The sequence below is a fragment of the Achromobacter sp. 77 genome, assembly GCF_020541125.1.
Lineage (GTDB): Bacteria > Pseudomonadota > Gammaproteobacteria > Burkholderiales > Burkholderiaceae_B > Achromobacter > Achromobacter mucicolens.
The window spans coordinates 3,766,847-3,791,517 of the sequence record NZ_CP059848.1; the positions used below are offsets into that span (position 1 = coordinate 3,766,847).

Below are 24,671 nucleotides of genomic sequence, written 5' to 3' on the forward strand. Positions count from 1 at the left end.
GCTCCTTAGAACGGTAAACGAATGTGAGGTGCAATGCGCTTGAACGCCTTGCGAAAGTCCTCCTCGATACGAGCCAGCGCGGCCACGTTGTCTCCTTCGAACCGGAGTACCACCGTTGGCGTGGTGTTGGACGGTCGCGCAAGGCCGAAGCCATCCGCGTAATCCACACGGATCCCGTCGAGCTCGTTGATCGACACTGCGCCGGGGAATTCCCCTTGGTCGCGCAGCGCCTGCACAAGCTCGACGCCTTCCGTGGTCTCCAGTTTCAATTCGGGGGTGGCGCAGGACTGCGGCAAGCTTTCCAGCAAAGCCGAGGGGTCCGGCGCCGACGAGAGGATTTCCAGCAGGCGGGCGGCGGCGTAGATACCGTCGTCAAAGCCATACCAGCGCTCCTTGAAGAAAATGTGGCCGCTCATCTCTCCAGCAAGTAGCGCTCCCGACTCCCGCATCTTGGCCTTTATCAGGGAATGCCCTGTCTTCCACATGGTCGCCTTGCCGCCCGCCTCGGTGATGGCGCGGGCCACGTGGCGGCTGCATTTCACGTCGTAGATCACCTCGGCGCCCGGGTTGCGCGCCAGCACGTCGCGGGCGAACAGGATCAGCTGGCGATCCGGCCAGATGATCTGTCCCGATTTTGTGACCACGCCCAGCCGGTCGCCGTCGCCGTCGAACGCCAGGCCCACCTCGCAATCCGAATAGCGCAGGCAATAGATCAGGTCCTGCAGGTTGTGGGGATCGGCCGGATCCGGGTGATGCCCCGGAAAAGAGCCATCCACTTCGCAGAACAGTTCGGTGACCTCGCAGCCAAGCGCCCGAAATAGCCCCGGCGCCACCGCGCCCGCCACGCCACTGCCGCAATCGATGGCGATCTTCATGGGCCGCGCCATGCGGATGTCGCCCACCAGGCGCGCCGCGTAGCACGGGGTGATCTGCATCTGCGTGCGCCCGCCCGGCACCGGCGCCGAATCGATCGGCTGGCGCATCGCATCGCGCAGCGCCGTCAGGCCGTCGCCGTACAACGAACCGCCCTCCATCACGATCTTGAAGCCGTTGTGCGTGGGCGGGTTATGGCTGCCCGTCACCGCGATGCCGGTGCCCGTGTCCATCAGCCGGGTCGTGAAATACACCATCGGCGTGGTCGCCATGCCGATATCGATGACGTGCATGCCCGCCGAACGCAGCCCCGCCTGCAACGCCGCGGACAGTTCGACGCTGCTCAGCCTGCCATCGCGGCCCACCACGATCGACCGCACCCCCTGCTCGTGGGCCTTGGCGCCCACCGCCATCCCCAGGCTATGGGCAAACCTTGCATCCAATTCGTCCGGTACTGTTCCCCGTATGTCGTAGGCCTTGAAAACCGCATCCAGAATCTGCGGCGTGTCCCAGCCAAAAGTTCCGTGCATGCCAGTTTCTCCGGGTGGCGTTCACTTGGGACCGTTGTGTTTGAAATCACCGTAGTACGCCGCACGGGAGTAGCGATAACCGCCGTACTTGGACCGGAAGCCAAAGCGTTCCGGCATCAGCTTCAAGCCATTGAAGAGCACGCCGTCCACCGGGGCGCCCGCCTGGATCAGGCGCTTGGCCGTCTCGCGGATCTCGCCCACCGTGTTCATGCCGGACCGCACCACCACCATCACCGCCGCGGCATGCGTGCCGACAACGGCCGCGTCGGGCGAGGACAGCACGGGCGCCGTGTCCAGGATCACCATGTCGTACTGCGTGGCCAGTTCCCGCAGGGTTTCGCCGAAGACGGGCGACGCCAGCAGCTCGGACGGATCGAAGGTGACGGCGCCCGTGGCGATGAAGTCCACGCCCTCGGACACGCTGTGCTTTCTGACGCGGCTGAGCGGGATCGTGCCGGTCAGCACTTCGAACAGGCCATCTTCCTTGGGCACGCCGAAATACCGGTTGAGCTGGCCCTTGCGGAAGTCGGCATCGATCAGCAGCACGCGCTTGCCGACGCCGCCCTGGATGAAGGCAAAATTTGCAGACAGGAAGGATTTACCCACGCCCGCCACCGGCCCCGTGAACATGACCATGTTGTTGGCCGATTGGCGCAGCGAGGCCTGCAGCACGTTGCGGAACGACCGCAAGCTTTCAATGGGTGGCGAGTTGCCCTGGCTCTGGGCCAGCAGCGCGGGCACGGTGGCGTTCTTGCGCCGGCTGCGGCGCCAGAGCTTGTCCTGCACGTCGCTGTACGGAATGGCCGCCAGCACCGGCAGGCCGGTATGGCGCTCGACGTCTTCCGGCTCGGACAGGCCGCCGAACAGGGCGTTGCGCACGAACGCGCACAGGATGGCGAAGATCAGGCCGGCCGCGGTGGCCACGCCAATGATGATCGCGGCCTTCGGACGCACCGGCTTGTCGGGCTGCACGGCCGCATCCAGGATGCGCACGTTGCCCACCTTGCCGGCGCGGATCAGCTTGAGCTGTTGCGTGTTGTTGAGCAGCGCCGTGTACAGCTCGGTGTTGACGCGCACGTCACGCACCAGGCGCACCACGTCCTGTTCCAGATCGGGCAGCTGCTTGATGTTGTTGCCCAGGCGGTTGACGTCGCCGGTCAAGGACGCGATCTGACGGTCGATGCCCACGATGCTCGGGTGCGTCGGCGCAAAACGCGTGATCAGTTCCTGGCGCTTCTGGCGCAGTTCCATCACGCGGGTCTGCGCATCCACCGACTGCCCGAGGATCAGCTTGGCCTCTTCGCTCAGGTCGATCGTGCCGCGCTTGTTGCGCAACTGGTTGTACTTGGTTTCCGCGGCGTCCAGCTCGGCCTTCAACTGCGGCAGCTGCTGCTCCAGGAACACCAGCGACTTCTCGGCCTGGGCCGACTTGCGGTTCACATTCTGCTGCACGTATTCCTGGCCGATCTGATTGAGCACCGCGGTCGTCAGCGCCGGATCGTTGCCCTCCAGGGTGACGCCGATCACGCCCGACGTACGCCCGCGCTCAAAGATGCCCAGGTGCGATTGCACGTTCTCGATGGCCGCCAGACGCGAGCTGCGCGACACCGTAAACTCGGTGCCGGGACGGCCCGACAACGCGTCGACATGCACGTCCATGGCGCCGCCGCCCGGCAGCAGGAAGCGCTCGGGCTTGCCCACCGTGCCGGTGAAGGTTGCGCCGGTCAGCTTGTCGCTGAGCGTGTAGCGGCCTTCGCCCAGCGTGGTCAGGCGAAACGGCTTGCCCAGCCATTCGTTGGGCACGTCCAGCTGCGAGATCGCGATGGTCTCGCCGCCCCACGCATAGCCGCCGCGCGGCAAGCCGGACGGATACGGCAGGCTTTCATAGCGCTGCGCCAGCCACTCGCCCACCACGGGGAAATAGCGCGGCTTGGCGTGGATGTAGAGCAGGAATTTGTCGACCGCGGGACCGACGACCATGCGCGAACGCAGCACTTCCATTTCGCCGGACGTTTCCGCCTTGGTGTCGAACATCGACGACACATCGCCCAGCAGGCTTCGCGCCTGCCCGTTCGGAAGCTCCTCCTCGACCTGCACGATGATGTCAGCCGAATAGACCGACGGCGTCACCATCACGTAGGCCAGCGCGCCGAGAAACGCAAACAGGGTGATCGCAATGATCATCCAGCGGTTGGAAAAAATGGCGTCCACGTGGGACGACAAGGGGGTTTCCTGCTGACGGGCCGGTACTGACGGCTCGAACGATTCGATGGGCAACGACATGCAGCTCTCCAGGAGAGGGCGCCGCCGCGGTTGCGGCGCCCCCAAAGGCGGGTTTTTCAGGCGGACTAATCGATGGACTTGACGGTCTGTACGGTTTGCGCGCTCGGGAACAGGTTGCTGATGAAGCGGTTCCACCGCACCAGGCTGGCCGTATCCACGAACACGACGTCTTTGGGTTGCAATTCAAACTTCGCGCCTACCGCAAGGGCTTGCGGCGATGCGGCGTTCAAGTGGTAGACCAAAGGCTTTGCCTCCTCCGTGGCGCGCACGACGAAAATTTGCGAAGGGTCGGCCGTGAGCTGGTTCGGCCCGCCCGCCAGGCCCAGTGCTTCGGTCAGCGACATGCGGCCATCGCGCATGACCGAGGCGCCGGGCAGGAAGACTTCGCCCATCACGAACACCTTGCTATCGTCGCGCGGCGTGACTCTCACGATGTCCCCTGCCTTGAGCATGACCTGGTTCAGATCCTGGCCGCGCTCGATCAGCGCGGGAAGGTTCACGCGAGTACGACGGCCATCGCGGATCACATAAACCGCACTGCGGTCGCCGGTAGGCAGAATGCCTCCGGCCCTGTTGAGCGCTTCCAACAGGGTCATGGGAACATCGTTGATCGCAACCGTACCCGGCGTCGTTACCTCGCCATCGACGAAGATGCGCTTGCTGCGAAATCCCAGAACGCGTACGGTGATCTGCGGGTCCTGTATGTACTTGCCCGAACTATTGACTATGAGATTGCGCGCCTGAAGTTCAGTCAACCCCGCCACTTTCAGCAGTCCCGTATACGGAAACTGGATATATCCAGTGGATGAGACCGTATAGCCCGGAATGCCCGAGGCGGTATCCCCGATGGCTAATTCCGTTGCCCCTGATCCGATGGCGTAGGTTTGCGTCGGAAGCACGAGCTCGGGGTGATCCCACACGACGATCGACAGGATGTCTCCCGGTCCGATGAGGTAGGGACCGGGCTTGCCGACCAGGTGGCCAATGCCTTCGTTGTCGAGCAGCGCTTCACGCGCGCGCTGCTCATCGAGCACCAGCGACGGCGTGATTTCCTTGATGACAGCCTTGGAGTTCGGGTCCAGCGGATCCGCGAGTTGATTGGCGCTGAACGTCATGCCGGGAGACAAGGCGCAAGCGCTCAGCGAGGACACGAGCGCGATAGCGGCTATGGCTCGGCTCAACGTTCCGAAAAGTGTAGTCATGGCGAATCCACTGTGAATGACTTCGTTGCTTGGAAAGGAGCCCGATGCGTAACGGGTTGCGACATTCCACACGCTTTTCCTAGTCCCGCACATTCGACGGATGCCCTAAGCCTTCTCCTACATCGTTTGGAGGTTTCGGGTCCGTTGCGCTCTCAATAAGATTTTGTCGGTAGCCACATGCTTTGCGGCACTGCACAGTCGTTGCTTGCCGCAGGGTGCTTCCCCCCGAACAGGAGTGCGCGATGGACCCGTCCCAAACGGACACGTCGGCAAGGTTCAGCGGAGCAAGCTATCTGTATCGCTTGCTCGACGCCGCGATCGTCATCACCTGCGGCCTGACTGCCACCGGTTTGAAATTCTCGGAAGAGGCCTTGACGGATCCTCCGCAGATTCATCTGTTCCTGATCTACCTTTGCGGCCTGGGTGCGATCGCGATCTTCCCGGCCTTCCGCCTGTATGTGTCGTGGCGCGGACGCCTCCTGACCGATCTGGTGGTGCGCAGCCTGGCTGCGTGGGCCACCGTGTTCGCGTTGGGCATCTTCGTCAGTTTTCTCATGCACCAGACCGGCGCGATATCCCGCTTATGGGCTGCAACCTGGTTCGGCATGACGGCACTGGCGCTGGCCGGCGTGCGCATCGCCGTGTATGCGGCGCTGGGCGCGGCGCGCGATCGCGGCATGGACAAGAAGCGCGTGCTGCTGGTGGGCTTTGGCGCGCTGGGCCACGACATGTGGCGCCGCGTGGAAAAGTACCGCGAGGCCGGCTACCAGATATCGGGAATCTACGCCGAACCGCATGAGATTCTGCCGCCGCAGGTCCGCCGTCTGCATGACCTGGACAACCTGACCACCTTCGTGCGCGAAAACAACGTGCGCGAAATCTGGATCGTGCTGCCGATGGAAGCCGGCCAGGAGCTGCGCGAGGTGCTCTATCACCTGCGCAACGACCTGGTGGACATCCGCTGGATTCCCGATGTCATGTCCATTCAGCTGCTGGGCCATCGCATCGGCGAATTCCTCGGGCTGCCCGCCATCCAGTTGAACAGTCTGCCGGCCGCCGGCGTGCGCGGCTGGGCCAAGGAAGCCTTCGACCGCAGCTTTGCGCTGTGCGCGCTGATCGGCCTGGCGCCCGTCATGCTTACCGTGGCGTTGCTGATCAAGCTGACCTCGCGCGGCCCGGTCTTTTTCACGCAGCCGCGTCTTGGCGTGGACGGCAAGGTGTTCCACGTCTACAAGTTCCGCACCATGACCGTGCACCAGGAACAGGGCGTGGTCACGCAAGCCACGCGCAACGACAGCCGCGTCACGCGCATCGGCGGTTTCCTGCGCCGCACCAGCCTGGACGAGCTGCCGCAGTTCCTGAACGTGCTGATGGGCGACATGTCGGTGGTGGGCCCACGCCCGCATGCGCTGGAGCACAACGAAATGTACAAGGACCTGGTGCAGCGCTACATGATGCGCCATCGCGTCAAGCCGGGCATCACCGGCTGGGCGCAGGTCAACGGCTTTCGCGGGCAGACCGACACGCTGCGCAAGATGAGCGACCGCGTCGAACACGACATCTACTACATCCAGCATTGGACGTTCCGGATGGATCTGCTGATCATCGCGCGCACGGCGGTATCGGGTTGGACGGGCCGCAATGTCTACTAAACCGTTGGGATGGCCTGTGCGCGAAGCGCCTGCGCCGCGGGGTGGAATGCTGGCCCGCGCGGACTTCCGCCAGGCGGTGGAGATGCTGCCGCTGGTGTCGATCGACCTGCTGCTGCGCGACGGCGCCGGCAACTACCTGACCGGGCTGCGCGCCAATCCGCCCGCGCAGGGCGCGTGGTTCGTGCCCGGCGGCCGGATCCGCAAGAACGAATCCCTGCAGCGCGCGCTGCGCCGCATCGTCCAGGACGAGCTGGGCCTCTCGCTGCCCGATCTCGCCTGGACACCGCGCGGCGTGTACGAGCACTTCTATGGCACGAATTTCGCGGGTGAGGCGGGTCGCTCCACCCACTACGTCGTCCTCGCCTACGAGGCCGAGCTTTCTCTGGATACCGCAAGCCTTCCCTTGGCGCAGCACAGCGGCTACCGCTGGCTGCCCGGGGAAGTGATCGCCGCCGATCCCGGCGTGCATCCGTACACCCAGGCCTACTTCAAGGAGTGAGAGCCATGACCAACCCCCGTCCCCCGTACCGGGCTGTGATTCTTTGCGGCGGTTCAGGCTCGCGCCTGTGGCCGCTGTCGCGCGAACTGCTGCCGAAGCAGTTCATCCGTTTGACCGATGACCGCAGCCTGTTGCAGAACACCCTGCGGCGGCTGGACTCGGCGGGCGCGCAGGCCCGTCCCATCCTGGTCTGCAACGAGGCGCACCGCTACATTGCGGCGGAACAGGCCGAGGAGCTGGGCATCAAGGACGCCGAGGTCATCCTGGAGCCGTTCGCGCGCAACACCGCGCCGGCCATCGCCGCCGCCACGCTGCGGGCGATGCAGGATGGCGAAGACCCGATCATGCTCATCATGCCGTCGGACCACGTGCTGGAGGATGGCGAAGTGCTGAGCGCGGCCTTCGCCCAGGCGTACGACGCCGCCCGTCAGGGCGCGCTGGTGACATTCGGCATCAAGCCGACCGCGCCGCTCAGCGGATACGGCTACATCCAGGCCGACGAGCCCGGCGCCATGGCGCCCGCGCGCCGCGTGCGCCGGTTCGTGGAAAAGCCGTCGCCCGAGGTCGCCCAGCGGTTCATCGACGACGGCGGCTATTACTGGAACAGCGGCATGTTCGCCTTCCAGGCCTCGGTCTTCCTGGCCGAACTGGGGCGGCTGGCGCCCAAGATCCTGGAGCAGGCCGAGGCCGCCGTGGCGACCGGGCATGGCGATAACGGGCTCTTTCACCTGGACGGCCCGGCGTTCGAGGCCTGCCCCAGCGATTCGATGGACTACGCCATCATGGAGCGCACCGACAGCGCGGTGGTCATCCCGCTGGCGGCCTCGTGGAGCGACGTGGGCGCGTGGGACGCCGTCTGGGGCATCGCCCAGAAGTCAGTGGAAGGCAACTCCACCACGGGCGACGTCATGGTGGAGGATTCGCGCAACTGCCTCATCCATTCGACCAGCCGGCTGGTCGCCTCGGTGGGCCTGGACGACATCGTCGTCATCGAGACCGCCGACGCGGTCCTGGTGGCGCACAAGTCGCGCTCGCAGGACGTCAAGCGACTGGTCGAGGTCTTCAAGGCGCAGCACCGCAGCGAGCTCAACCACCACCGCGAGGTCCAGCGGCCCTGGGGGTCGTACGACTCCGTTGGCCAGGGACCGCGCTACCAGGTCAAGCGCATCACCGTGAAACCCGGCGCGCGCCTGTCCTCGCAGATGCACCATCACCGTGCCGAGCACTGGATCGTGGTGTCCGGAACGGCCCGCATCTACAACGGCGACAAGCAGTACCTGCTGACCGAGAACCAGTCGACCTACATCCCGCTGGGCGAGATCCACAGCCTGGAGAACCCCGGGAAGATTCCGCTGGAGATCATCGAGGTGCAATCGGGCGCTTACCTGGGCGAAGACGACATCGTGCGATTCCAGGATATGTACGGTCGTGTCTGAGCAGGTTTCAGTTCCCTTCTGGCGCCCGGGCATGGCAAGGATTTGCCTGCCCGCGGCGGCCCTGTTTTTCATCGTGCTGGTCACGGTGGGCAACCTGCCAGGGCTGGCGGCGGACATGTCCGATGCCTTTGGCGACAAGCGGCTGCACCTGGCCGCCTACGCCTGCCTGACCGCGCTGATCTACCTGTCGGTGAACCGGCGTCCCGCGCTCGTGGCCATGCTGGCGGTTACCGCGTTGGGCGCGCTGGATGAATCAATCCAATCCTTTTTTCCCTACCGGCAGGCGGATCTCTTAGACCTTTTGGCCGATATCTCAGCGGCTGGTGCAACAGTAATCTCTTTGCACATTGGTAACGCAGCCATCGGCTCCTTTCGTGCAGTCACTAAGTCTTAAGGACACAACCATGCCAAAACGGGCACTGATTACCGGCGTAACTGGCCAAGACGGGGCCTATCTGGCGGAGCTTCTGCTGGCCAAGGGCTATGAGGTCCACGGCATCAAGCGGCGCGCTTCGCTGTTCAATACCGCGCGGATCGACCACCTGTACCAGGATCCGCACGACCAGCCCCGTAATTTCGTGCTGCATCACGGCGACATGACGGATTCGTGCAGCCTCATCCGCATCGTCCAGTCGGTGCAGCCCGACGAGATCTACAACCTGGCCGCGCAAAGCCACGTGGGCGTCTCGTTCGAGGAACCGGAATACACGGCCAACGCCGACGGCCTGGGCACCCTGCGCCTCTTGGAAGCGATCCGCATCCTGAAGCTGGAAAACAAGACGCGCTTCTACCAGGCGTCCACGTCCGAGCTCTACGGCCTGGTGCAGGAAACGCCGCAGAAGGAAACCACCCCCTTCTATCCGCGCAGCCCCTATGCCGCCGCCAAGCTGTACGCCTACTGGATCAGCGTCAACTACCGCGAAGCCTATGGCATGTACGCCTGCAACGGCATCCTGTTCAACCACGAATCGCCCAAGCGCGGCGAAACGTTTGTGACCCGCAAGATCACCCGCGGCCTGGCGCGCATCGTGCTGGGGCTGCAGGAATGCCTGTACCTGGGCAACCTGTCCGCGCTGCGCGACTGGGGCCACGCCCGCGACTACGTCGAGATGCAGTGGCTGATGCTGCAACAGGACACGCCCGAGGACTACGTCATCGCGACCGGCATGCAGTACAGCGTGCGCGAGTTCATCAACACCGCGGCGCGCGAGCTGGGCATTCTGCTGGCGTGGGAAGGCGAAGGCCTGGAAGAGACGGCGACCGTGCTGTTCTCGCCGGTGCACGACGTCAAGGCGGGCCAGGTGATCGTGCGCGTCGATCCGCGCTACTTCCGTCCGACCGAGGTCGAAACCCTGCTGGGCGATCCTACCAAGGCTCGCGAGAAGCTCGGCTGGACGCCCCGCACCTCGTTCGCGCAGCTCGTCAAGGAAATGGTCGAGAGCGACCTGAAGGAAGCGCGGCGCGATGCGCTGGTCGAACAGAACGGCTACGAAATCTACGCGTACAAGGAGTAGCCCGCCATGACGAACCTGGACCAACGCGTGTTCGTCGCCGGCCACCGCGGGATGGTGGGCGCGGCGATCACCCGCGAACTGCACCGGCGCGGCTACAAGAACGTGCTGACCCGCAGCCGCGCCGAACTGGACCTGGAAAACCAGAACCAGGTGCACCGCTTCTTTTCGACCACGCCGGTCGATGTGGTGTACCTGGCCGCCGCCAAGGTGGGCGGCATCCTGGCCAACCAGACGCATCCGGTGGACTTTCTGTACAAGAACCTGATGATCCAGTGCAACGTGATCCGCGCCGCGTATGCGGCCGGGGTGCGCAAGCTGCTGTTTCTGGGTTCGTCATGCATCTATCCGCGCGAGGCGCCCCAGCCCATCCGCGAGGACGCGCTGCTGACCGGTCCGCTGGAATCCACCAACGAGCCCTACGCCATCGCCAAGATCGCCGGCCTGAAGCTGTGCGAGGCCTACCAGCGCGAGTTCGGCGCGCGCTTCATCTGCGCCATGCCGACCAACCTGTACGGCCCGCACGACAACTACGACCTGCACAGCAGCCACGTGCTGCCTGCCCTGATCCGCAAATTCCACGAGGGCCGCGAGGCCGGCGCGGAAAGCGTGACGATCTGGGGCACCGGGGCGCCGCTGCGCGAGTTTCTGTATGTCGACGACCTGGCCCAGGCCAGCGTCATGCTGATGGAGCATCCGGACGCCGAGGGCATCTACAACATCGGCGCCGGCCAGGACATCTCCATCGCGGACCTGGCGCGGCTGGTGGCGCGCGTGATCGGCTACGAGGGCAAGATCGTCTACGACACCTCCAAGCCCGACGGCACGCCGCGCAAGCTGATGGACTCGTCGCGCGTGCAGGCGCTGGGCTGGCGGCCGGAGATCTCCCTGACGCACGGCATCACGCTGGCCTATGGCCATTTCCTGCGCGAGCGCACGCAACAGGCGCTGCCGGTCGCCTGACGGCCGCGCCAGCATGACAGACAGGGTTACCGATGCTTGGATTCGTGAAGAAACACATCGCCGGCAATGCTTCCTTCTGGGGGCTGGTGGAATACGGCATCGGTCCCGTCGCGGCGCTGGTGGCGCTGCCGATCCTCTTTCGCCAGCTCGGCACGGTCGGCTTCGGCCAATATTCCATGATCATCGCGCTGGCCGGGTTCGGCAACGCGGCAAACCTGGGCGCGGCGGTGACCGCGACCAAGCTGGTCTCCGAGAGCATGCACGAGCCCGGCGGCGCCTATCGCGCGGCCGGCGTCAGCATGTCGCTGATCGGCTGTGCGCTGGCCGTCGTCACCTTGGCCGCCGTGCTGCTGTGGGGCGTGGTGGGGCTGGGCTGGCCGGACGCCACGTTTGGCGGGGTGGCCGTCACGATGCTGGCCATGCCCGCCCTGGCCATCTACCTCACGCAGCAGTATGACCAGCTCTTTTCCGGCTGCCTGAAGGGACGCGAAGACTTTCGCGCCACCGCGCTGTGCGAGGTCTTCAGCCGCACCGGCACGATGGCGCTGGCGTGCGCGGCCGCCTGGTACACCGCCTCGCCCACCTGGACCGGCCTGGCGCAGGCGCTGGGCCTGCTCATCGCGGGCAGCGTCAAGATGCGCGTGTTCTCGCGCGCCTACGACCGATTCATCGTGCGGCCCGTGCGCGACCGCGGCGCCATGATGGCCGCCTTCCGCTTCTCGCGCTGGTCGTGGCTGAACAGCCTGAGCGCGCTGGCGTTCGGGTCTGTCGACCGGGTGTTGGTCGGCAGCCTGATGGGACCGGCGGCGCTGGCGATCTACACCGTCGGCGTGCAAGTCGGCCAGATCATCCATACGGCGTCCGTCGCCATCTTCCAGAAGGCGATGCCGCGCGTGACGCGCCTGTCCGTCTCGCCGCCCTACCCCGGCGCCGCGGAACGCGAAATCCGCCGCATGATGCTGTGGAACCTGGCGCTATCTGCCAGCGCCACGCTGGCCGTGCTGGCGGTCAGCAAGCCGCTTCTGAACGTGCTGCTGGGCGAGAACGTCGCCAGCGGCCATCTGGGCACCTTCCAGTTGCTGATCGTGGCGTCGGGCCTGTTGTCCCTGAACGCCGCGGCGCACTTCTCCCTCCTGGGGCTCGGCAATTCCCGCGCTGTCGCAATCCTGAACGGACTGGGCGGCCTGGCGATGCTGTGCGTCATGGCGGGACTGGTTCACGTGGCGGGGGAACACGCCGCAGCCTGGGGCCGCATGGCCTACGCGGCGATCACGCTGGCCGGCGTGGCCCTCGCCATCCGTCAATCCCGCCCCGACTTTCCGGGCGCCATGCCTGCGGCCACCCGATAACCAACATGCTGAGGTCCTACATGCGCAAGCGCCATAACGAGTATTCACGCCAGCTCATCGACTTCGTCCGCGAGCTTCGTCCGCCGGCGCCCATCGCCAGCGGGTTGCTGCCCAAGGTGACGATCGTGACGCCCTCGTTCAACCAGGCCAAGTTCCTGGAGCGCACCATCCTGTCCGTGCTGAACCAGGGGTATCCGCGGCTGGAATACATCATCATCGACGGCGGGTCCACCGACGGCAGCGTGGACATCATCAAGAAGTACGAGCGCTACCTGTCCTATTGGGAAAGCACCCCGGACCGGGGCCAGTCGCATGCGATCAACAAGGGGTTCGAACGCGCCACGGGCGACTACGTCGGCTGGCAGAACTCGGACGACCTGTACTTCCCGGGCGCGCTGCGCAAACTGGGCGCCGCCGCGGCCAAGGGCCGCGCGCCGATCGTCAGCGGCAACCTCTTCGTGGCGGATGCCGACAACCGCATCTTCCGCAAGATCCACTACACGCCCGTCAACCGCGGCACGCTGACCGTGGTCAAGGCCTCCATCCCGAACCAGTCCGCCATCTTCCGCCGTGACCTGCTGCGCAAGTACGGCCTGCTGCAGGAAAGCATGCGGTACTGCATGGACCTCGAACTGTGGAGCCGGCTGCTGCGCGAGGGCAAGAATCTGATCGTTCCCGACGCGCTGGGCGTGTACACCGCGCACGACGAGACCAAGACCGCCCTGATGCAGGACGTGCTGCTGGAAGAGCGCGAACAGATCGTCAGCCGCATCCGCCGGACCGAGCCGGGGTTGGGAAAGCTGTTCGAGCTGTCCTGCCGCGCCTCGAAGGTGGCCGCGCATGCCCGGCAGGGCGACCTGACCTACCTGCTGGAAAAGCTGACCACCAAGATCTTCGGCCGGGACGACTGGGCCGCGCACTAGGCAGCCCTCACTGATACGGAACCGCAATGACCACGCGCCGCCTTTCCACCCTGCATCTCCTGGGCCTGTTCGTCTTCACCGCGCTGGCGCTGAACGACGACAGGTTCATCGTGGGGGTGGGCAGCTTCAAGCTGTCGCCCTTCGATCTGCTGTTCGTGGCCATGCTGGGCGTCAAGGCGCTGCGCCTGGCCCACCCGGGCGCCTACGCGCTGCCACGCGGCGCGCTGGGCGTGTTGCTCGGCATCCAGGCCATTTCGGTGATCTATCTGCTGGTGGTCTCCGCCCACCATCCCGGCATCGAGACCGGCGACGTGGCGCGCGATCTGCGCATCGTCTTCTATTTCCTGTGCACGCCGTTCCTTTGCTACAAGGACATCGACAGTCCCCACGCCTATGCCATCCTGCAGAAGTACATCGTGGCGGCCAGCCTGGCGGTCGCCACGCTGATGCTGCTGGAACAGGCAACCGGCTTTAGCGTCGCCAACCCGCTGCGCAACGTGCGCCTGGGCGTCTGGGCGATTCCGATGGGCGTGGTGTCGCTGCTGTACTTTCGGCGCACGCTGAACGTGTCGGGCCCGAAGGCGTACGCGCTGACGCTGTACATGGTGATGGCGCTGGTGTTCTCGCTGAACCGCAGCCAATACCTGCAGCTTGCCATTTCCGTGGTCATCGCCGTGCTGCTGGCAGGCAACGCCGACATCCGCCGCCGCGCCATCATGATCTTCGCCCCCGCCGCCGTCGCCGGCGTGCTGATCTTTGCCAGCATCGGCTACCTGGACGTGCTGACCCAGCGCATCTTCAGCGTCGAACGCCTGGACGAAGACTCCAGCTACGGCGCGCGGGTGCAGGAAATGGAAGGCCAGATGCAGTTCTTTGCCGAAAGCCCCGTCTTTGGCAAGGGTGCGGGCTTTCGCAGCTGGGTGATGGGCGAGAACGGCTTTGAACTCAGCACGTTCGCGCACAACTCCTGGGCGTTCTACCTGATGAAATTCGGGGTGGTCGGCACGATCATGATCATGCTGCCGCCGCTGCTCATCCTGCTGTTCTCGCTCTTTCGGCGCTACGCCCATCCCGGGCTGGAGATGCACCGGCGATACCTGCTCGCCACCGCGCCCATCTACATCTTCATCGACTCGATGTCCGGCGGCCTGGCCTATGCGCCCAAGACCGCGTTTACCGGCTTTCTGCTGTGTTACTGCCTTTCGCTGATGCGAAATGCCCAGATCATGCCCGTGCCTCGCCAAGAATCTCCCGCTCCCAGCCCCCGCCCGGATATCGTGCGCCGGGCGCCACCCACGCGAGTAATACCCCATGTCTGATGTCTTGTTTGTCGCACCGGACTTGCATGGCGGCGTCGGAAGATGCGTCGCCTTCATTGTGGATGCGTTGCCGGAACAGGGGGTGGACTCCGCCCTGTTCCTGCTGCGCTCGCGCAACCGCGAGTATCCCATCGCCAACCCCAAGGTCACCCGCGCATTTCCGATCATCGAGTCTCCCACCAAGCTGCGGCTGGCGCTGCCCGTGGCGTTCTTCAAGCTGCTGCAGCACATACGCCGCGAAAAGCCCGCCATCGTCTGCTCGCACGGCCTTTTGTGCAACATGCTGGTCGTGCTGGCCAGAAAGATCCTGCGCGGCAACTTCCGCACGGTGGCCTTCGAACACAGCAGCCCGGCCATCCACTACGGCGCCTCCAAGATGCGCCGCCTGAAGTGCTGGCTGGTCAGCCAGACCTACCGGCGGCACGACGCGGTGGTCGGGGTGTCGCGCGGCGTCAAGGAAGACCTGGTCAGCATGTTTCCGCCGCTGCGCGGCAAGGTGCACACCATCTACAACGGCGTGCCGCTGGACAACGTGCGGCGCCAGGGCGCCCAGCCGAAGACGGCCGATGGCGGCGACTCGCCCTATCACGTGGTGGCCGTGGGCCGGCTCGAAGCCGTCAAGGACTACGCCACGCTGATCGACGCGGCCGCGCTGCTCGACGACCCGCGCATTGCGTTCACGATCCTGGGCGAAGGCTCCGAGCACGCCGCCCTGCAAAAGCGCATCGACGACCGGCCGTCCCGCACGCAGGTCACGCTGGCCGGCCACATCGACAATCCGTTTCCGGTCATTGCCGGCGCCGGCGCCTTCGCGCTCACCTCCGTGCGCGAGAGCTTCGGCAACGTGCTGGTCGAGGCCCTGTGCCTGGGCGTGCCCGTCATCTCGACCGACTGCCCGCACGGCCCCGCCGAGATCCTGGACGCCGGCCGCTACGGGCTGCTGGTGCCGGTAGGCGACGCCGAGGCGCTGGCCGAGGCGGTGCGTCGACTGGCCTACGACGGCGAGATGCGCGAGAAGCTTGCGGCCCAGGGCCCCGAGCGCGCGGACGCCTTTTCCCTCGAGCGGCACTGCCGCAACGTCATCGATCTCTTCCGCCCGCTCATGCAGCGCGGAACGCCCTGAACAGGACAGCATCATGCAGAAGATACCGGTATCCGTCGTGGTGATGACCAAGAACGAGGAACGCAACATCGCGAAGTGCCTGAAGGCGCTGGTGGAGTTCGACGAAGTCTTCGTCGTGGACTCCAACAGCACGGACGCGACCTGCTCGATCGCCACGGCGATGGGCGCGCGCGTTTCGAATTTCCAGTGGGACGGCAAGTATCCGAAGAAAAAGCAGTGGTGCCTGGAGCAGCTTCCCTTCACGCACCCCGTCGTGCTGTACGTGGACGCGGACGAAGAAATGACGCCGGGCCTGGCCGCCGAGATCCGCGAGGTCCTGCCGCGCTTTGCCGCGGGGGCTGGCGGCGCTTTCGTACCCTTCGACTACGTGTTCTGCGGCAAAAAGCTGGAACATGGCCATCGCGTGTACAAGCTGGCGCTCCTGGCGCGCGACCGCTCGCGCTTTCTGGACTACGACGACCTGGACGTGGCCAACATGTGGGAGGTCGAGGGTCACTACCAGCCGCAGGTCCAGGGCGAGACCTTCGCGCTGCGCCAGCGCATGGTGCACAACGACCACGACTCGCTTTATCACTACTTCGACAAGCACAACCGCTATTCCGACTGGGAAGCGAACCTGCGCACCAAGGGCCTGATGAACGATCCGCGAGAGGCCAACGTCGGCGGCCGCGCATTGCTCAAGCGCATCTTCCAGGCCATGCCATTCAAGGCGCCGATCTCGTTCCTGCACTCCTATGTCTTCAAACTGGGATTCCTGGATGGCAAGGCCGGCTACGACTATGCGGTCGCGCGCGCCATGTATTACTGGCAGATCCGCATCAAGACCGAAGAGATCCTGAAGGCGCGCCAGGCCAGCGAGGCCGCATCGCGGCGCGACGCCGTTGCGGGAGCGGCCAAATGAGCACCTTGCAACGCCTGGACCAGTTCGCGCTGGCGCCGGGTCAGCGCGGACGGTCGGCGCTGACCGTGCAGTTGTGGTGGATGGTGCAGGGCACCCTGTTCCGCTGGTCGCCGCAGGTAGCCTACGGCTTTCGCCGCTGGCTGCTGCGCCGCTTCGGCGCGCGCGTCGGGCACAAGGTGCTGATCCGGCCCACGGCCACGGTCACCTATCCCTGGAAAGTGGAAATCGGCGACTACGCCTGGATCGGCGACGACGCCGTGATCTACAGCCTAGGCCCCATCCACATCGGCGCGCACGCCGTGGTGTCGCAGCGCAGCTATCTGTGCGCAGCCGATCACGATGCCGGCCGGCCCGACTTTCCGCTGCGCGAACGCGCCGTGCGTGTCGAAGACGGCGCATGGGTGGCCACGGACGTATTCGTCGGTCCGGGCGTGACCATCGGACGCGAGGCCGTGATCGGCGCGCGCAGCTCGGTGTTTCGCAACATGCCCGCCGCGATGGTGTGCCACGGCAACCCGTGCCGCCCCATCCGGCCACGCACCGCCACGCCAACATGAAAATACTCATCTATGGCATCAACTACGCGCCCGAACTGACCGGCACTGGCAAATACACCGCCGAACTGGCCGAGTGGCTGGCGGCGCGCGGGCACGAGGTCGGCGTGGTCACCGCCCCGCCCTACTACCCGCAATGGCGGGTCCACGACGGCTACCGCGGCACACGCTACACCAAGGAAACGCGCCGGGGCGTGACCGTGCGGCGCGCGCCCTTGTGGGTCCCCGAAAGACCGGGCGGCGCCAAGCGGCTGGTGCATCTGGCCAGCTTCGCGCTGTCCAGCCTGCCGTCGCTGCTGCGCGCGGCAATGCGGCGGCCGGACATCATCCTGGTCGTCGAACCCGCCCTCTTCTGCGCTCCGGCCGCATGGCTGACCGCGCGCCTGACCGGCGCACGCGCCTGGCTGCACATCCAGGACTTCGAAGTCGACGCGGCGTTCGAACTGGGCTTGCTCAAGGGCGGCGTCCTGCGCTCGATGGTCAAGCGCGCCGAACGCTGGCTGATGCGCAGGTTTGACCGCGTGTCCACGATTTCAAACCGCATGCTGGATCTTGCGCTTTCCAAAGGCATCGACCCCGCCCGAGCCGTGCTGCTGCCCAACTGGATCGACGTCAATGCCATCACGCCCTTGGCCGAAGGCGGCGACTATCGCGCACAGCTCGGCATTCCGGACAACGCCATCGTGGCGCTGTACTCGGGCAACATGGGCGGCAAGCAGGGCCTGCAGATCCTCGCCGACGTGGCGCGCCGCCTGAACCGCGAAGACCGCCTGTGGTTCCTCTTCTGCGGCCAGGGCCCCGAACGCGCGGCGCTGGAGGAAAAGTGCCGCGGCCTGACGCGCGTCATCTTCCTGGACTTGCAACCGGCCGAACGCCTGGGCGCGCTGCTGGGCACGGCCGACATCCACCTGCTGCCGCAACGCGCCGGCGCGGCCGACCTGGTGATGCCGTCCAAGCTGACCGGCATGCTGGCCACCGGCCGCCCCGTCGTCTGCGGCGCGGCGCGCGGCACCGAGCTCGCCAACGTGGTGTCGCGCTGCGGCCTGCTGACCCCGCCCGAAGACGCCGCAGCGATGGCCGAAGCCGTGCGCAAACTCAGCTACAACGCACAGATCCGCGAAACCCTGGGCGCCGCCGCCCGGCAGTATGCGATGGCGCACCTGCACGTGGATGCGGTGCTGGGCGCGGCGGAGCGGGAGTTCATGGCAATTGCGAAAAACAAGGGCCGCGCGACGCCGGCGGGAACGCGGGCGAGTGAGGGGGATGTTTGAAGGGGGGGTGTGAGGGAATTGGCGCAGATGTTGGCGGGTGCGGGGCGGCATGGAGAGCGACTTGCCCCGCGCGTCTTGCTCAGCCCGTTGAAAAACCACAATGTCGATCGTTCTCTTCCGGAAATTGGGTCTCCGGATACAGAAGAACAATCAGTTGCGGCAAGCTCCATGACGGCATGTACAACAGCAGAACCGCGAGATCAACCCAGATCATCAAAGGCAACCATCGCCGCCCCTGCTTTGTAGTCAGGGACCATTTGATCCAGCGGCCACCATAACGCATCAGCACATCACTCGGCCTTTCAGGAAGCGTGATGATCTTTGGTGGAGGTAGGGCTTCAACGTTATCCATGAAACGATGAAGCCAAGCCCAGATATGGCTCGCCCAAATCTCACCGTTATACATTACGGGTATCTTCACCAACTGAGGCTCCGGCAAGCTGCAGGTATAACCAACAAGGTAGAGATACGGTTGCGATCTACCTGTTGTCCAATCAATGCCCTGCAACTGGTCCCAATCCAGTTCCCATATTGCGTCCAAGCTTTCCTCTGGATAAGGGACGTAGTACACGCGCCGGGAACGGCGGTCAAAACGTACTTTCGAAGATCGGTATTTATATCGCAGCAGCAACACGCGCGGAAGGCAAAACCCCAAAAGCCCTAGGATCGGCAGACCTAGAATAGGCACCCAAATCAGTCCAAACCCATCGTCGACGCCCGCGATTAATGCAATATAAAAAACAACTAGCCCGAATAAAGTGAGCAGTCGAAGACCCACTCCCTCAAGTTCCCCTTGTAGCGTATCGGAAACCACTTCGATGCAATTTTCATTTAAACGCGTTGCTTCGATAGCTGGTACTTCGTGAGCGGCAGGATCCAAAGGCAATAACGTACTTGCGAAGCGAAATAGCCGCCACTTTTCCTGGATCTTTCTAAACGACGGGCGCGGCTGTCGGGCGTGCTTGGTGGCTTGCATTACTCAGGCTTCTAGGCGAGGGATGGGAAACACTTGAAATGGCGTGGGCCGGGTTTTTGCAGGCGTTGGCGGTCGCGGGACAGCATGCGATTCGTCGCCCTTACCTGCCATTCATATTCAATCCGTAGAAAAACCACAATGTCGATCGTTCTCTTTCGGGAATCGGATCTCCGGATACAGAAGAACGATCAGTTGCGGCAACGCCAGGACGGGCATGAACATCAGCAGAACCACCAAATCCACCCAGATCATCAAAGGCAACCATAGCCGTCCCTTCTTTGTGGTGAGGGACCATGTGATCCAACGACCACCGTAGCGCATCAGCACATCACGCGAATTTTGAGGGAACGCGATAATCTTGGGTGCGGGCAAGGCTTCGACCTTGTCCATAAAACCGTGAAGCCAAGCCCATATGTGGCTTGCGAAAATTTTCTCACTAAACATTATGGGTATCTTGACCAATTGAGACTCAGGCAGGTTGCAGGTATAGCCCACAAGGTAAAGATACGCTTGCGCTTGACCTGTGGACCAGCTGATGCCCTGAAGCCGATCCCACTCAAGTTCCCATATTGCATCCGAGCTTTCCTCAGATATGGAACGTAGTAGACGCGACGGCTACGGCGGTCAAACCGTACTTTCGAACAACGGTATCGATAACGTGGCGCCAAAAGGCATGGCAAAAAAAACCATATAAGCCCCATGCAAGGCAGACCGAGGGAAAGTATGAGCACACCTGCAGACCAGCCACCGAATACTCCGAACACTGCCAAAAAAAGAAAGCAGTCCAAAGAAGGTGAAAAGTCGAAGTAAAAATCCCGCGCCTTCAGTTTGCAACGTATTGGAAACGACCTCGGCGCAATCGTCGTTCAACCGTGTTGCCACGATGGCGGCGGATTCCTGCGTATCGGGCAGCGCTGGCAACAACGTACTCGCGAAGCGAAACAGCCGCCACTTTTCCTGGATCTTCCTAAACGACGGGCGCGGCTCTCGGGCTTGCTTGGTGGCTTGCATTACTTAGGCTTCTGGGCGAGGGAGGGGAAATACTTCAAAATGGCGTGGGCCGGGTTTTGTGCAGGCGTTGACGGTCGCGGGACAGCATGCAATTCGTCGCCCTTACCTGCCATTCATGCTCACTCCGTAGAAAAACCACAATGTCGATCGCTCTCTTTCGGGAATCGGATCTCCGGATACTGGAGAATGATCAGTTGCGGCAAGGCCCGGGATGGCATGTACAGCAGCAGAATCGCGAAATCAACCCAGATCATTAGAGGCAAAAATCGTCGCCCTTTCCTTGTGGTGATGGACCACATGACCAAGCGCCCCCCGTAACGCATCAGCACATCGCTCGGCTTTTGAGGAAGCTTGATGAATTTTGGTGCGGGCAAGCCTCCAACCTGGCCGGCCATGAAGCGCTGAAGCCATGCCCAGATATGGCTTGCGAAAAATTCGTGATTAGCCATTATGGGTATCTTTACCAGTTTCGGCTCGGGCAGGTTGCAGGTGTAGCCTACAAGGTAAAGGTACGATTGCGCTCGCCCCGTCATCCACCTGATGCCCTGGACCCGATCCCAATCAAGTTCCCATATCGCGTCCAAGCTTTCCTCGGGATATGGGACGTAATAGACACGACGGCTACGGCGATCGAAACGTACTTTCGAACATCGGTATCGATAGCGCGGCCCCAAGACACAAGAAAGGAAAAACAACACAACTCCCAAGCCGGGCAGGCCGAGAGAAAAAATTAACACGCCTACAGACCAGCCGCCGAAGCCCCCCATCACGGCAAACAGCAATGAAAAAAGCCCTGAGAAAGTAAATGCCTGAAGGATTACCCCCTCATGGCCATCTTGCAAGGTATCGGAAACCACTTCGATGCAACTCTCGTTAACGCTTATTGCTTCGATGGCTGGGGTTTCAGACGCACTAGGCTCCGACGGCAGTAATGTGCTCGCGAAGCGAAAGAGCCGCCATTTGTTCTGGATTTCCCTAAACGTTGGGCGAGGCACTCGAATTTTCTTGGTAGTCCGCATCACTTGGGCTCCGCGACTGGAGCAAGCAACTCTTCGTCAATAGGATCCGTGAGCCACGTGCCGCGTGTAAAGACAAGCGGTTCTCGCTGCGGGAACAGCGCGAGACTAGGCTGGTTGACGACATCCGGCCTATAACAGTAGTCCAGCATGACCTATGTGTCTTCCCGCATAACGATTTGCCAACTCAACTGGCGGGTGCCATCTTGAATGAAATCCTTGTCAACAACCATACATTCCGCATCAAAAGGGAATCGGTATTCCGGAGATGCCGCAATGGGCCCCCGAACCATGTTTAGTATTTGGCCGTTCCGCCTGGCTTTGAGCGTGTATTGGAAGACTTCAGCATGCTTTACTTGCTGCGACTCTTCGCCCGAAGTTGGATAGCCGGGCAGGACCAAAGATAGGGACAGTGTTCCTATCCTTTCTTGGGCGATAGCGCGATTTAGATCAATGCTGTCTTGCCAGCGTCCGTAAATGGGAATGCTGCGGACTGCAATATCACGCACCGACACCTCGGGGGTTTCCCAATTCGCTACCGCGCGGACGCCATAAACGGCACCGTGGAATGCGGCAAGTTCCTGGTCCAGAGAGCTATAACGGTATGCTCGATCACCCTGACTCCAAAAGCTGTGTGCCAACCAGACTTCGTCGGGCTGATATTTCGCGAGAGCGGCCTGGATGCTGAAATAAATTACTCCTAGGGTGGCGATAAAAGCCAGCACAAGCCAGCCGACTGGCCCAATGACGCCGAGGACGACGCTGGAGGCGCTTAAAAGCAGTCCAGCAGTCGCAAGTACTCCACAGCCAGCAGACGCCAGATACATTCGACCTGCTTCGGAGTTTTGTTGCGTGGCGTAGGCGCTAGCGGCACGTAATCCATCAGCGACTGCCCCAATAGCGGCAGTTACTGCGCCTAGCTTTGTCGCTAGCTTTCGCACTTCGCGGGCTGCTTCCCGCGCCATGCTCAACGAGTTCCCTTTCGCGAGTGCATGTAGCTGAATCGCGTCGCCCTTCAGCAACATGCCGGAGCTCATCACAGCGAATACCGCCGCCAACGCGCTAGCCCCGTTGGCGAACCCAGAAACTGATCGATCAATCTTCCCGTTCGCGAGATCTTTGATCGACGACCGAAGTGCCATGATGGCGGAAATGGCGGCCAGGCCTGTGAACCCATATTCCCCGCGCACGATTCCAGTCTGCGCGGCGCCGTAGGCTTTACTTTGACGAACCTGATCCAGCATCCGCTTGAACACATTTCCTTCAAGTTGGAACGGCTGCGGATTGTGCACAGACGGTTGGGCAGATGAAATACGGGTTGCTTGATCACCGATGCGCACGGTTTCGTAAAGGAGCACCGTCGCCGGCTGATTGCGCAATGGCTGCTTGACGGTAATACCCCACTTCCTTAGTTGTTCGGTGTTCATGTTTCGTTCGCCGTGGAACTGGGAGTATTGGAAATTCGCCTCGGCGCTAGACACGCGGTACGTGACAATGGTGTTGCCAACGCGGACTTCTGCGTACAGGCGTAATCGCCGGACGATGCTGCTGGCTGTGGCCTCGGGCAAACGCGTATCACCAAGCTGAGAAAGCATCTGGCTTACGAGTACATCTGAGGACTGGGTCGCTGGATAGGAGACGTTCAGTTGAAAGATGGGCGCAAAGGCCGCAATCCCAACGTCCAGCACGTTCTTCAGCGGCGGAGGGTTGGCAAAATCGGCGTGCAACTCAGGGATGCCGTGCGCTAGCGCCAACCAGACAGGACTTCTTTCTGGTGGGGCCAGCAACAAACTCCGGTACGTCGATCGACCACTTTCGCTGTGAGTCAGGTTACCCACGCAGTGTGCAACAACGCGCTCGTAGTCCTGTGCATTCTCTTTTGCACCCAAGTCAAAACAGGACTGCGCCTTGCCAAACCATCCATCCTGCCAATCCTTGGCGATGGCGCTGCCGCCAGTCCTGATCCAGCCTTCAAGGTCCTTCACCAGTGTGTCAATGTCGGCCTGTTTCCGCCTGACTGTCTGTTCATACGAGCGCATGTACGGAACAGCATTGCCAAGGAAGCGGTCCGCGTCATCGTTCGCGTCAAAGCGAACCAGGTCTCGCCTTTTGGTATAGGCTTCTGGAGTCGCACGCTTTTGAACGCTCTGCAAGTACTGCTTTATGACGGTGGCGCTTGTGTAGGCGTGATTGTTATCGATTTCATAAGCTTGCCGATCTGCCGCCGCAACTGCGACAAGATGCGCCAGTTCACTCATGACGCCGATCGGGTCGTGCAGCGCGACCGCTAGAGGAACGATATCCCTGATCGGAGCAAGCTCGACGTAAGCGCCCGGGATGACGGTTTCGTAGGTGGGGAACGCCTCCGGCGCTGATATCTCGCTCCATGTGTAGTACCCCGACTTGCCACTCAAGTCGGGTGGTCGAAGTTCCGGCGTCGCGTAAGCAAGCAACGCGATGTTGAACATATGGGGTTGCTCAACACCACCAGCGGGCCTGACCTTTGTCGCCAACCTGGAGCGGATGCCGCCCGTATCGTTCTCGATGCTCCAGAGCCTGGCATGGGTCAGCATCGTTTCGCTGGTCAGCAGGTAGACGACGTCTGCTTCTTGGGTCGCTGGGGCAGATAGATAAGGTTTGGCGCTGACCGTTTCGGGGCGAGCGAGCCGCCCGGGGATGGCATCGTCTTCGTCTGCAGGAGTCCACCAGATGCGCGCAAATCGCATGTCGTCGGTGACTTGATAGTGCTGCGTCCACATCCGGCCGTTCTGGAAGTAGCACAGGTAAACGTAGGTGCCTGGACGCAGCACGCGCAGACCGTACGCCTTGCCGGCGGTCAGCGCGGGATAGCCCTCAGCGCTGAGTGTGGGAAACACGCCTTTATCCCAGGTGCGCTCAGCAACGCCGTAGCGCAAAGGGTAGATGGGCACACACCGCTGACACGATGGCGGTGAGATGGCCTTGCCCAGTTGCTTTTCATTAGGGCGGTCGGGACTCAGCGCTTTCTTGTGGGGCGTTGTCATCGCGGGGGCCTCATAGCCCACAGGCAACACGAAGGCCTTGGACAGACCTTCCCGCAAGGTGTACACGACGACGTCGAAGGACTTGTCGTCGATGGCAACTGCGAAGCGAAATCGGACTGGATAGGAATGTCGGGCTCCCGGAAACCACAGGCCTTCCACACCACCAATGCGTGCCCAGCCTGCGCGCGCCCATTACGGCACGCCCGCCCAGGCTTGGGTATCAGACAAGTACGATTTTGAAATTCGTCAGCTTCTA

The 24,671-nt window shown here is 62.9% G+C and carries 21 protein-coding genes; 13 read left to right on the top strand and 8 right to left on the bottom strand.

The genetic code is table 11. The features are described from left to right. Positions 1 to 5 precede the first annotated feature (5 nt). The 3 genes from H4P35_RS17360 to H4P35_RS17370 all read right to left on the bottom strand — a co-directional run bounded on the left by H4P35_RS17360 (position 6) and on the right by H4P35_RS17370 (position 4,888). Complete coding sequence (locus H4P35_RS17360; RefSeq protein ID WP_062839161.1) at positions 6 to 1,403, bottom strand: phosphomannomutase/phosphoglucomutase; 1,398 nt, start codon at positions 1,401 to 1,403, stop codon at positions 6 to 8. A 21-nt stretch (positions 1,404 to 1,424) separates the two neighbouring features. Further along, the gene (locus H4P35_RS17365; RefSeq protein WP_152384960.1) at positions 1,425 to 3,686 is read right to left on the bottom strand and encodes a GNVR domain-containing protein; all 2,262 of its coding nucleotides are present in this window, start codon (positions 3,684 to 3,686) and stop codon (positions 1,425 to 1,427) included. A gap of 65 nt (positions 3,687 to 3,751) precedes the next feature. Continuing rightward, positions 3,752 to 4,888: a polysaccharide biosynthesis/export family protein gene (locus H4P35_RS17370; protein ID WP_128828660.1), complete on the bottom strand. Its 1,137-nt coding sequence runs from the start codon at positions 4,886 to 4,888 to the stop codon at positions 3,752 to 3,754. A 242-nt stretch (positions 4,889 to 5,130) separates the two neighbouring features. Between H4P35_RS17370 and H4P35_RS17375 the strand changes: the two genes are divergently transcribed. From H4P35_RS17375 to H4P35_RS17435, 13 genes are read left to right on the top strand one after another with little or no spacing between them, the layout of a single operon-like run. Next, positions 5,131 to 6,540: an undecaprenyl-phosphate glucose phosphotransferase gene (locus H4P35_RS17375; RefSeq protein ID WP_056323712.1), complete on the top strand. Its 1,410-nt coding sequence runs from the start codon at positions 5,131 to 5,133 to the stop codon at positions 6,538 to 6,540. Positions 6,541 to 6,586: 46 nt separating this feature from the next. Continuing rightward, positions 6,587 to 7,039, top strand: a complete 453-nt coding sequence (locus tag H4P35_RS17380; protein WP_056323709.1) for a GDP-mannose mannosyl hydrolase — start codon at positions 6,587 to 6,589, stop codon at positions 7,037 to 7,039. Between the two features lie 5 nt (positions 7,040 to 7,044). Then, positions 7,045 to 8,475 carry a mannose-1-phosphate guanylyltransferase/mannose-6-phosphate isomerase gene (locus H4P35_RS17385; protein ID WP_226846350.1) on the top strand — a complete coding sequence of 477 codons (1,431 nt, stop codon included), beginning with the start codon at positions 7,045 to 7,047 and terminating at the stop codon, positions 8,473 to 8,475. Between the two features lie 31 nt (positions 8,476 to 8,506). After that, entirely contained in the window at positions 8,507 to 8,869 is a 363-nt protein-coding gene (locus H4P35_RS17390) for a VanZ family protein (protein ID WP_056324604.1), read from the top strand. Between the two features lie 10 nt (positions 8,870 to 8,879). Then, positions 8,880 to 9,989: a GDP-mannose 4,6-dehydratase gene (gmd, locus tag H4P35_RS17395; RefSeq protein WP_056323703.1), complete on the top strand. Its 1,110-nt coding sequence runs from the start codon at positions 8,880 to 8,882 to the stop codon at positions 9,987 to 9,989. A gap of 6 nt (positions 9,990 to 9,995) precedes the next feature. Beyond that, complete coding sequence (locus H4P35_RS17400) at positions 9,996 to 10,949, top strand: GDP-L-fucose synthase (protein WP_226846352.1); 954 nt, start codon at positions 9,996 to 9,998, stop codon at positions 10,947 to 10,949. 44 nt (positions 10,950 to 10,993) lie between these two features. After that, a complete protein-coding gene (locus H4P35_RS17405; RefSeq protein ID WP_223576223.1) occupies positions 10,994 to 12,298 on the top strand; it encodes a lipopolysaccharide biosynthesis protein in 1,305 nt (434 codons plus the stop codon). 5 nt (positions 12,299 to 12,303) lie between these two features. Continuing rightward, a complete protein-coding gene (locus tag H4P35_RS17410) occupies positions 12,304 to 13,221 on the top strand; it encodes a glycosyltransferase family 2 protein (protein WP_226846353.1) in 918 nt (305 codons plus the stop codon). Between the two features lie 26 nt (positions 13,222 to 13,247). Beyond that, on the top strand, positions 13,248 to 14,540 hold the full coding sequence (locus H4P35_RS17415; protein WP_128828662.1) for an O-antigen ligase: 1,293 nt from the start codon (positions 13,248 to 13,250) through the stop codon (positions 14,538 to 14,540). Continuing rightward, a complete protein-coding gene (locus H4P35_RS17420) occupies positions 14,533 to 15,663 on the top strand; it encodes a glycosyltransferase (RefSeq protein WP_142054415.1) in 1,131 nt (376 codons plus the stop codon). The genes H4P35_RS17415 and H4P35_RS17420 overlap by 8 nt, the downstream gene beginning before the upstream one ends. A 13-nt stretch (positions 15,664 to 15,676) precedes the next feature. After that, complete coding sequence (locus tag H4P35_RS17425) at positions 15,677 to 16,564, top strand: glycosyltransferase family 2 protein (protein ID WP_056323685.1); 888 nt, start codon at positions 15,677 to 15,679, stop codon at positions 16,562 to 16,564. Then, the gene (locus H4P35_RS17430) at positions 16,561 to 17,121 is read left to right on the top strand and encodes a putative colanic acid biosynthesis acetyltransferase (protein ID WP_056323682.1); all 561 of its coding nucleotides are present in this window, start codon (positions 16,561 to 16,563) and stop codon (positions 17,119 to 17,121) included. The genes H4P35_RS17425 and H4P35_RS17430 overlap by 4 nt, the downstream gene beginning before the upstream one ends. Beyond that, entirely contained in the window at positions 17,118 to 18,389 is a 1,272-nt protein-coding gene (locus tag H4P35_RS17435; protein WP_226846354.1) for a glycosyltransferase WbuB, read from the top strand. The genes H4P35_RS17430 and H4P35_RS17435 overlap by 4 nt, the downstream gene beginning before the upstream one ends. Positions 18,390 to 18,468: 79 nt before the next feature. Here H4P35_RS17435 and H4P35_RS17440 read toward each other — a convergent pair whose 3' ends face one another. From H4P35_RS17440 to H4P35_RS17460, 5 genes are all read right to left on the bottom strand, one after another. Continuing rightward, on the bottom strand, positions 18,469 to 19,365 hold the full coding sequence (locus tag H4P35_RS17440; protein ID WP_226846355.1) for a DUF6708 domain-containing protein: 897 nt from the start codon (positions 19,363 to 19,365) through the stop codon (positions 18,469 to 18,471). A 117-nt stretch (positions 19,366 to 19,482) separates the two neighbouring features. Further along, positions 19,483 to 19,755: a hypothetical protein gene (locus H4P35_RS17445; RefSeq protein ID WP_226846356.1), complete on the bottom strand. Its 273-nt coding sequence runs from the start codon at positions 19,753 to 19,755 to the stop codon at positions 19,483 to 19,485. Positions 19,756 to 19,989: 234 nt separating this feature from the next. Beyond that, positions 19,990 to 20,376, bottom strand: coding sequence for a hypothetical protein (locus H4P35_RS17450; RefSeq protein ID WP_226846357.1), 387 nt, complete (start codon positions 20,374 to 20,376; stop codon positions 19,990 to 19,992). 119 nt (positions 20,377 to 20,495) lie between these two features. Then, positions 20,496 to 21,395, bottom strand: a complete 900-nt coding sequence (locus tag H4P35_RS17455; RefSeq protein ID WP_226846358.1) for a hypothetical protein — start codon at positions 21,393 to 21,395, stop codon at positions 20,496 to 20,498. A gap of 152 nt (positions 21,396 to 21,547) precedes the next feature. Continuing rightward, a complete protein-coding gene (locus H4P35_RS17460; RefSeq protein WP_226846359.1) occupies positions 21,548 to 24,574 on the bottom strand; it encodes a toxin VasX in 3,027 nt (1,008 codons plus the stop codon). Between the last annotated feature and the right edge of the window lie 97 nt (positions 24,575 to 24,671).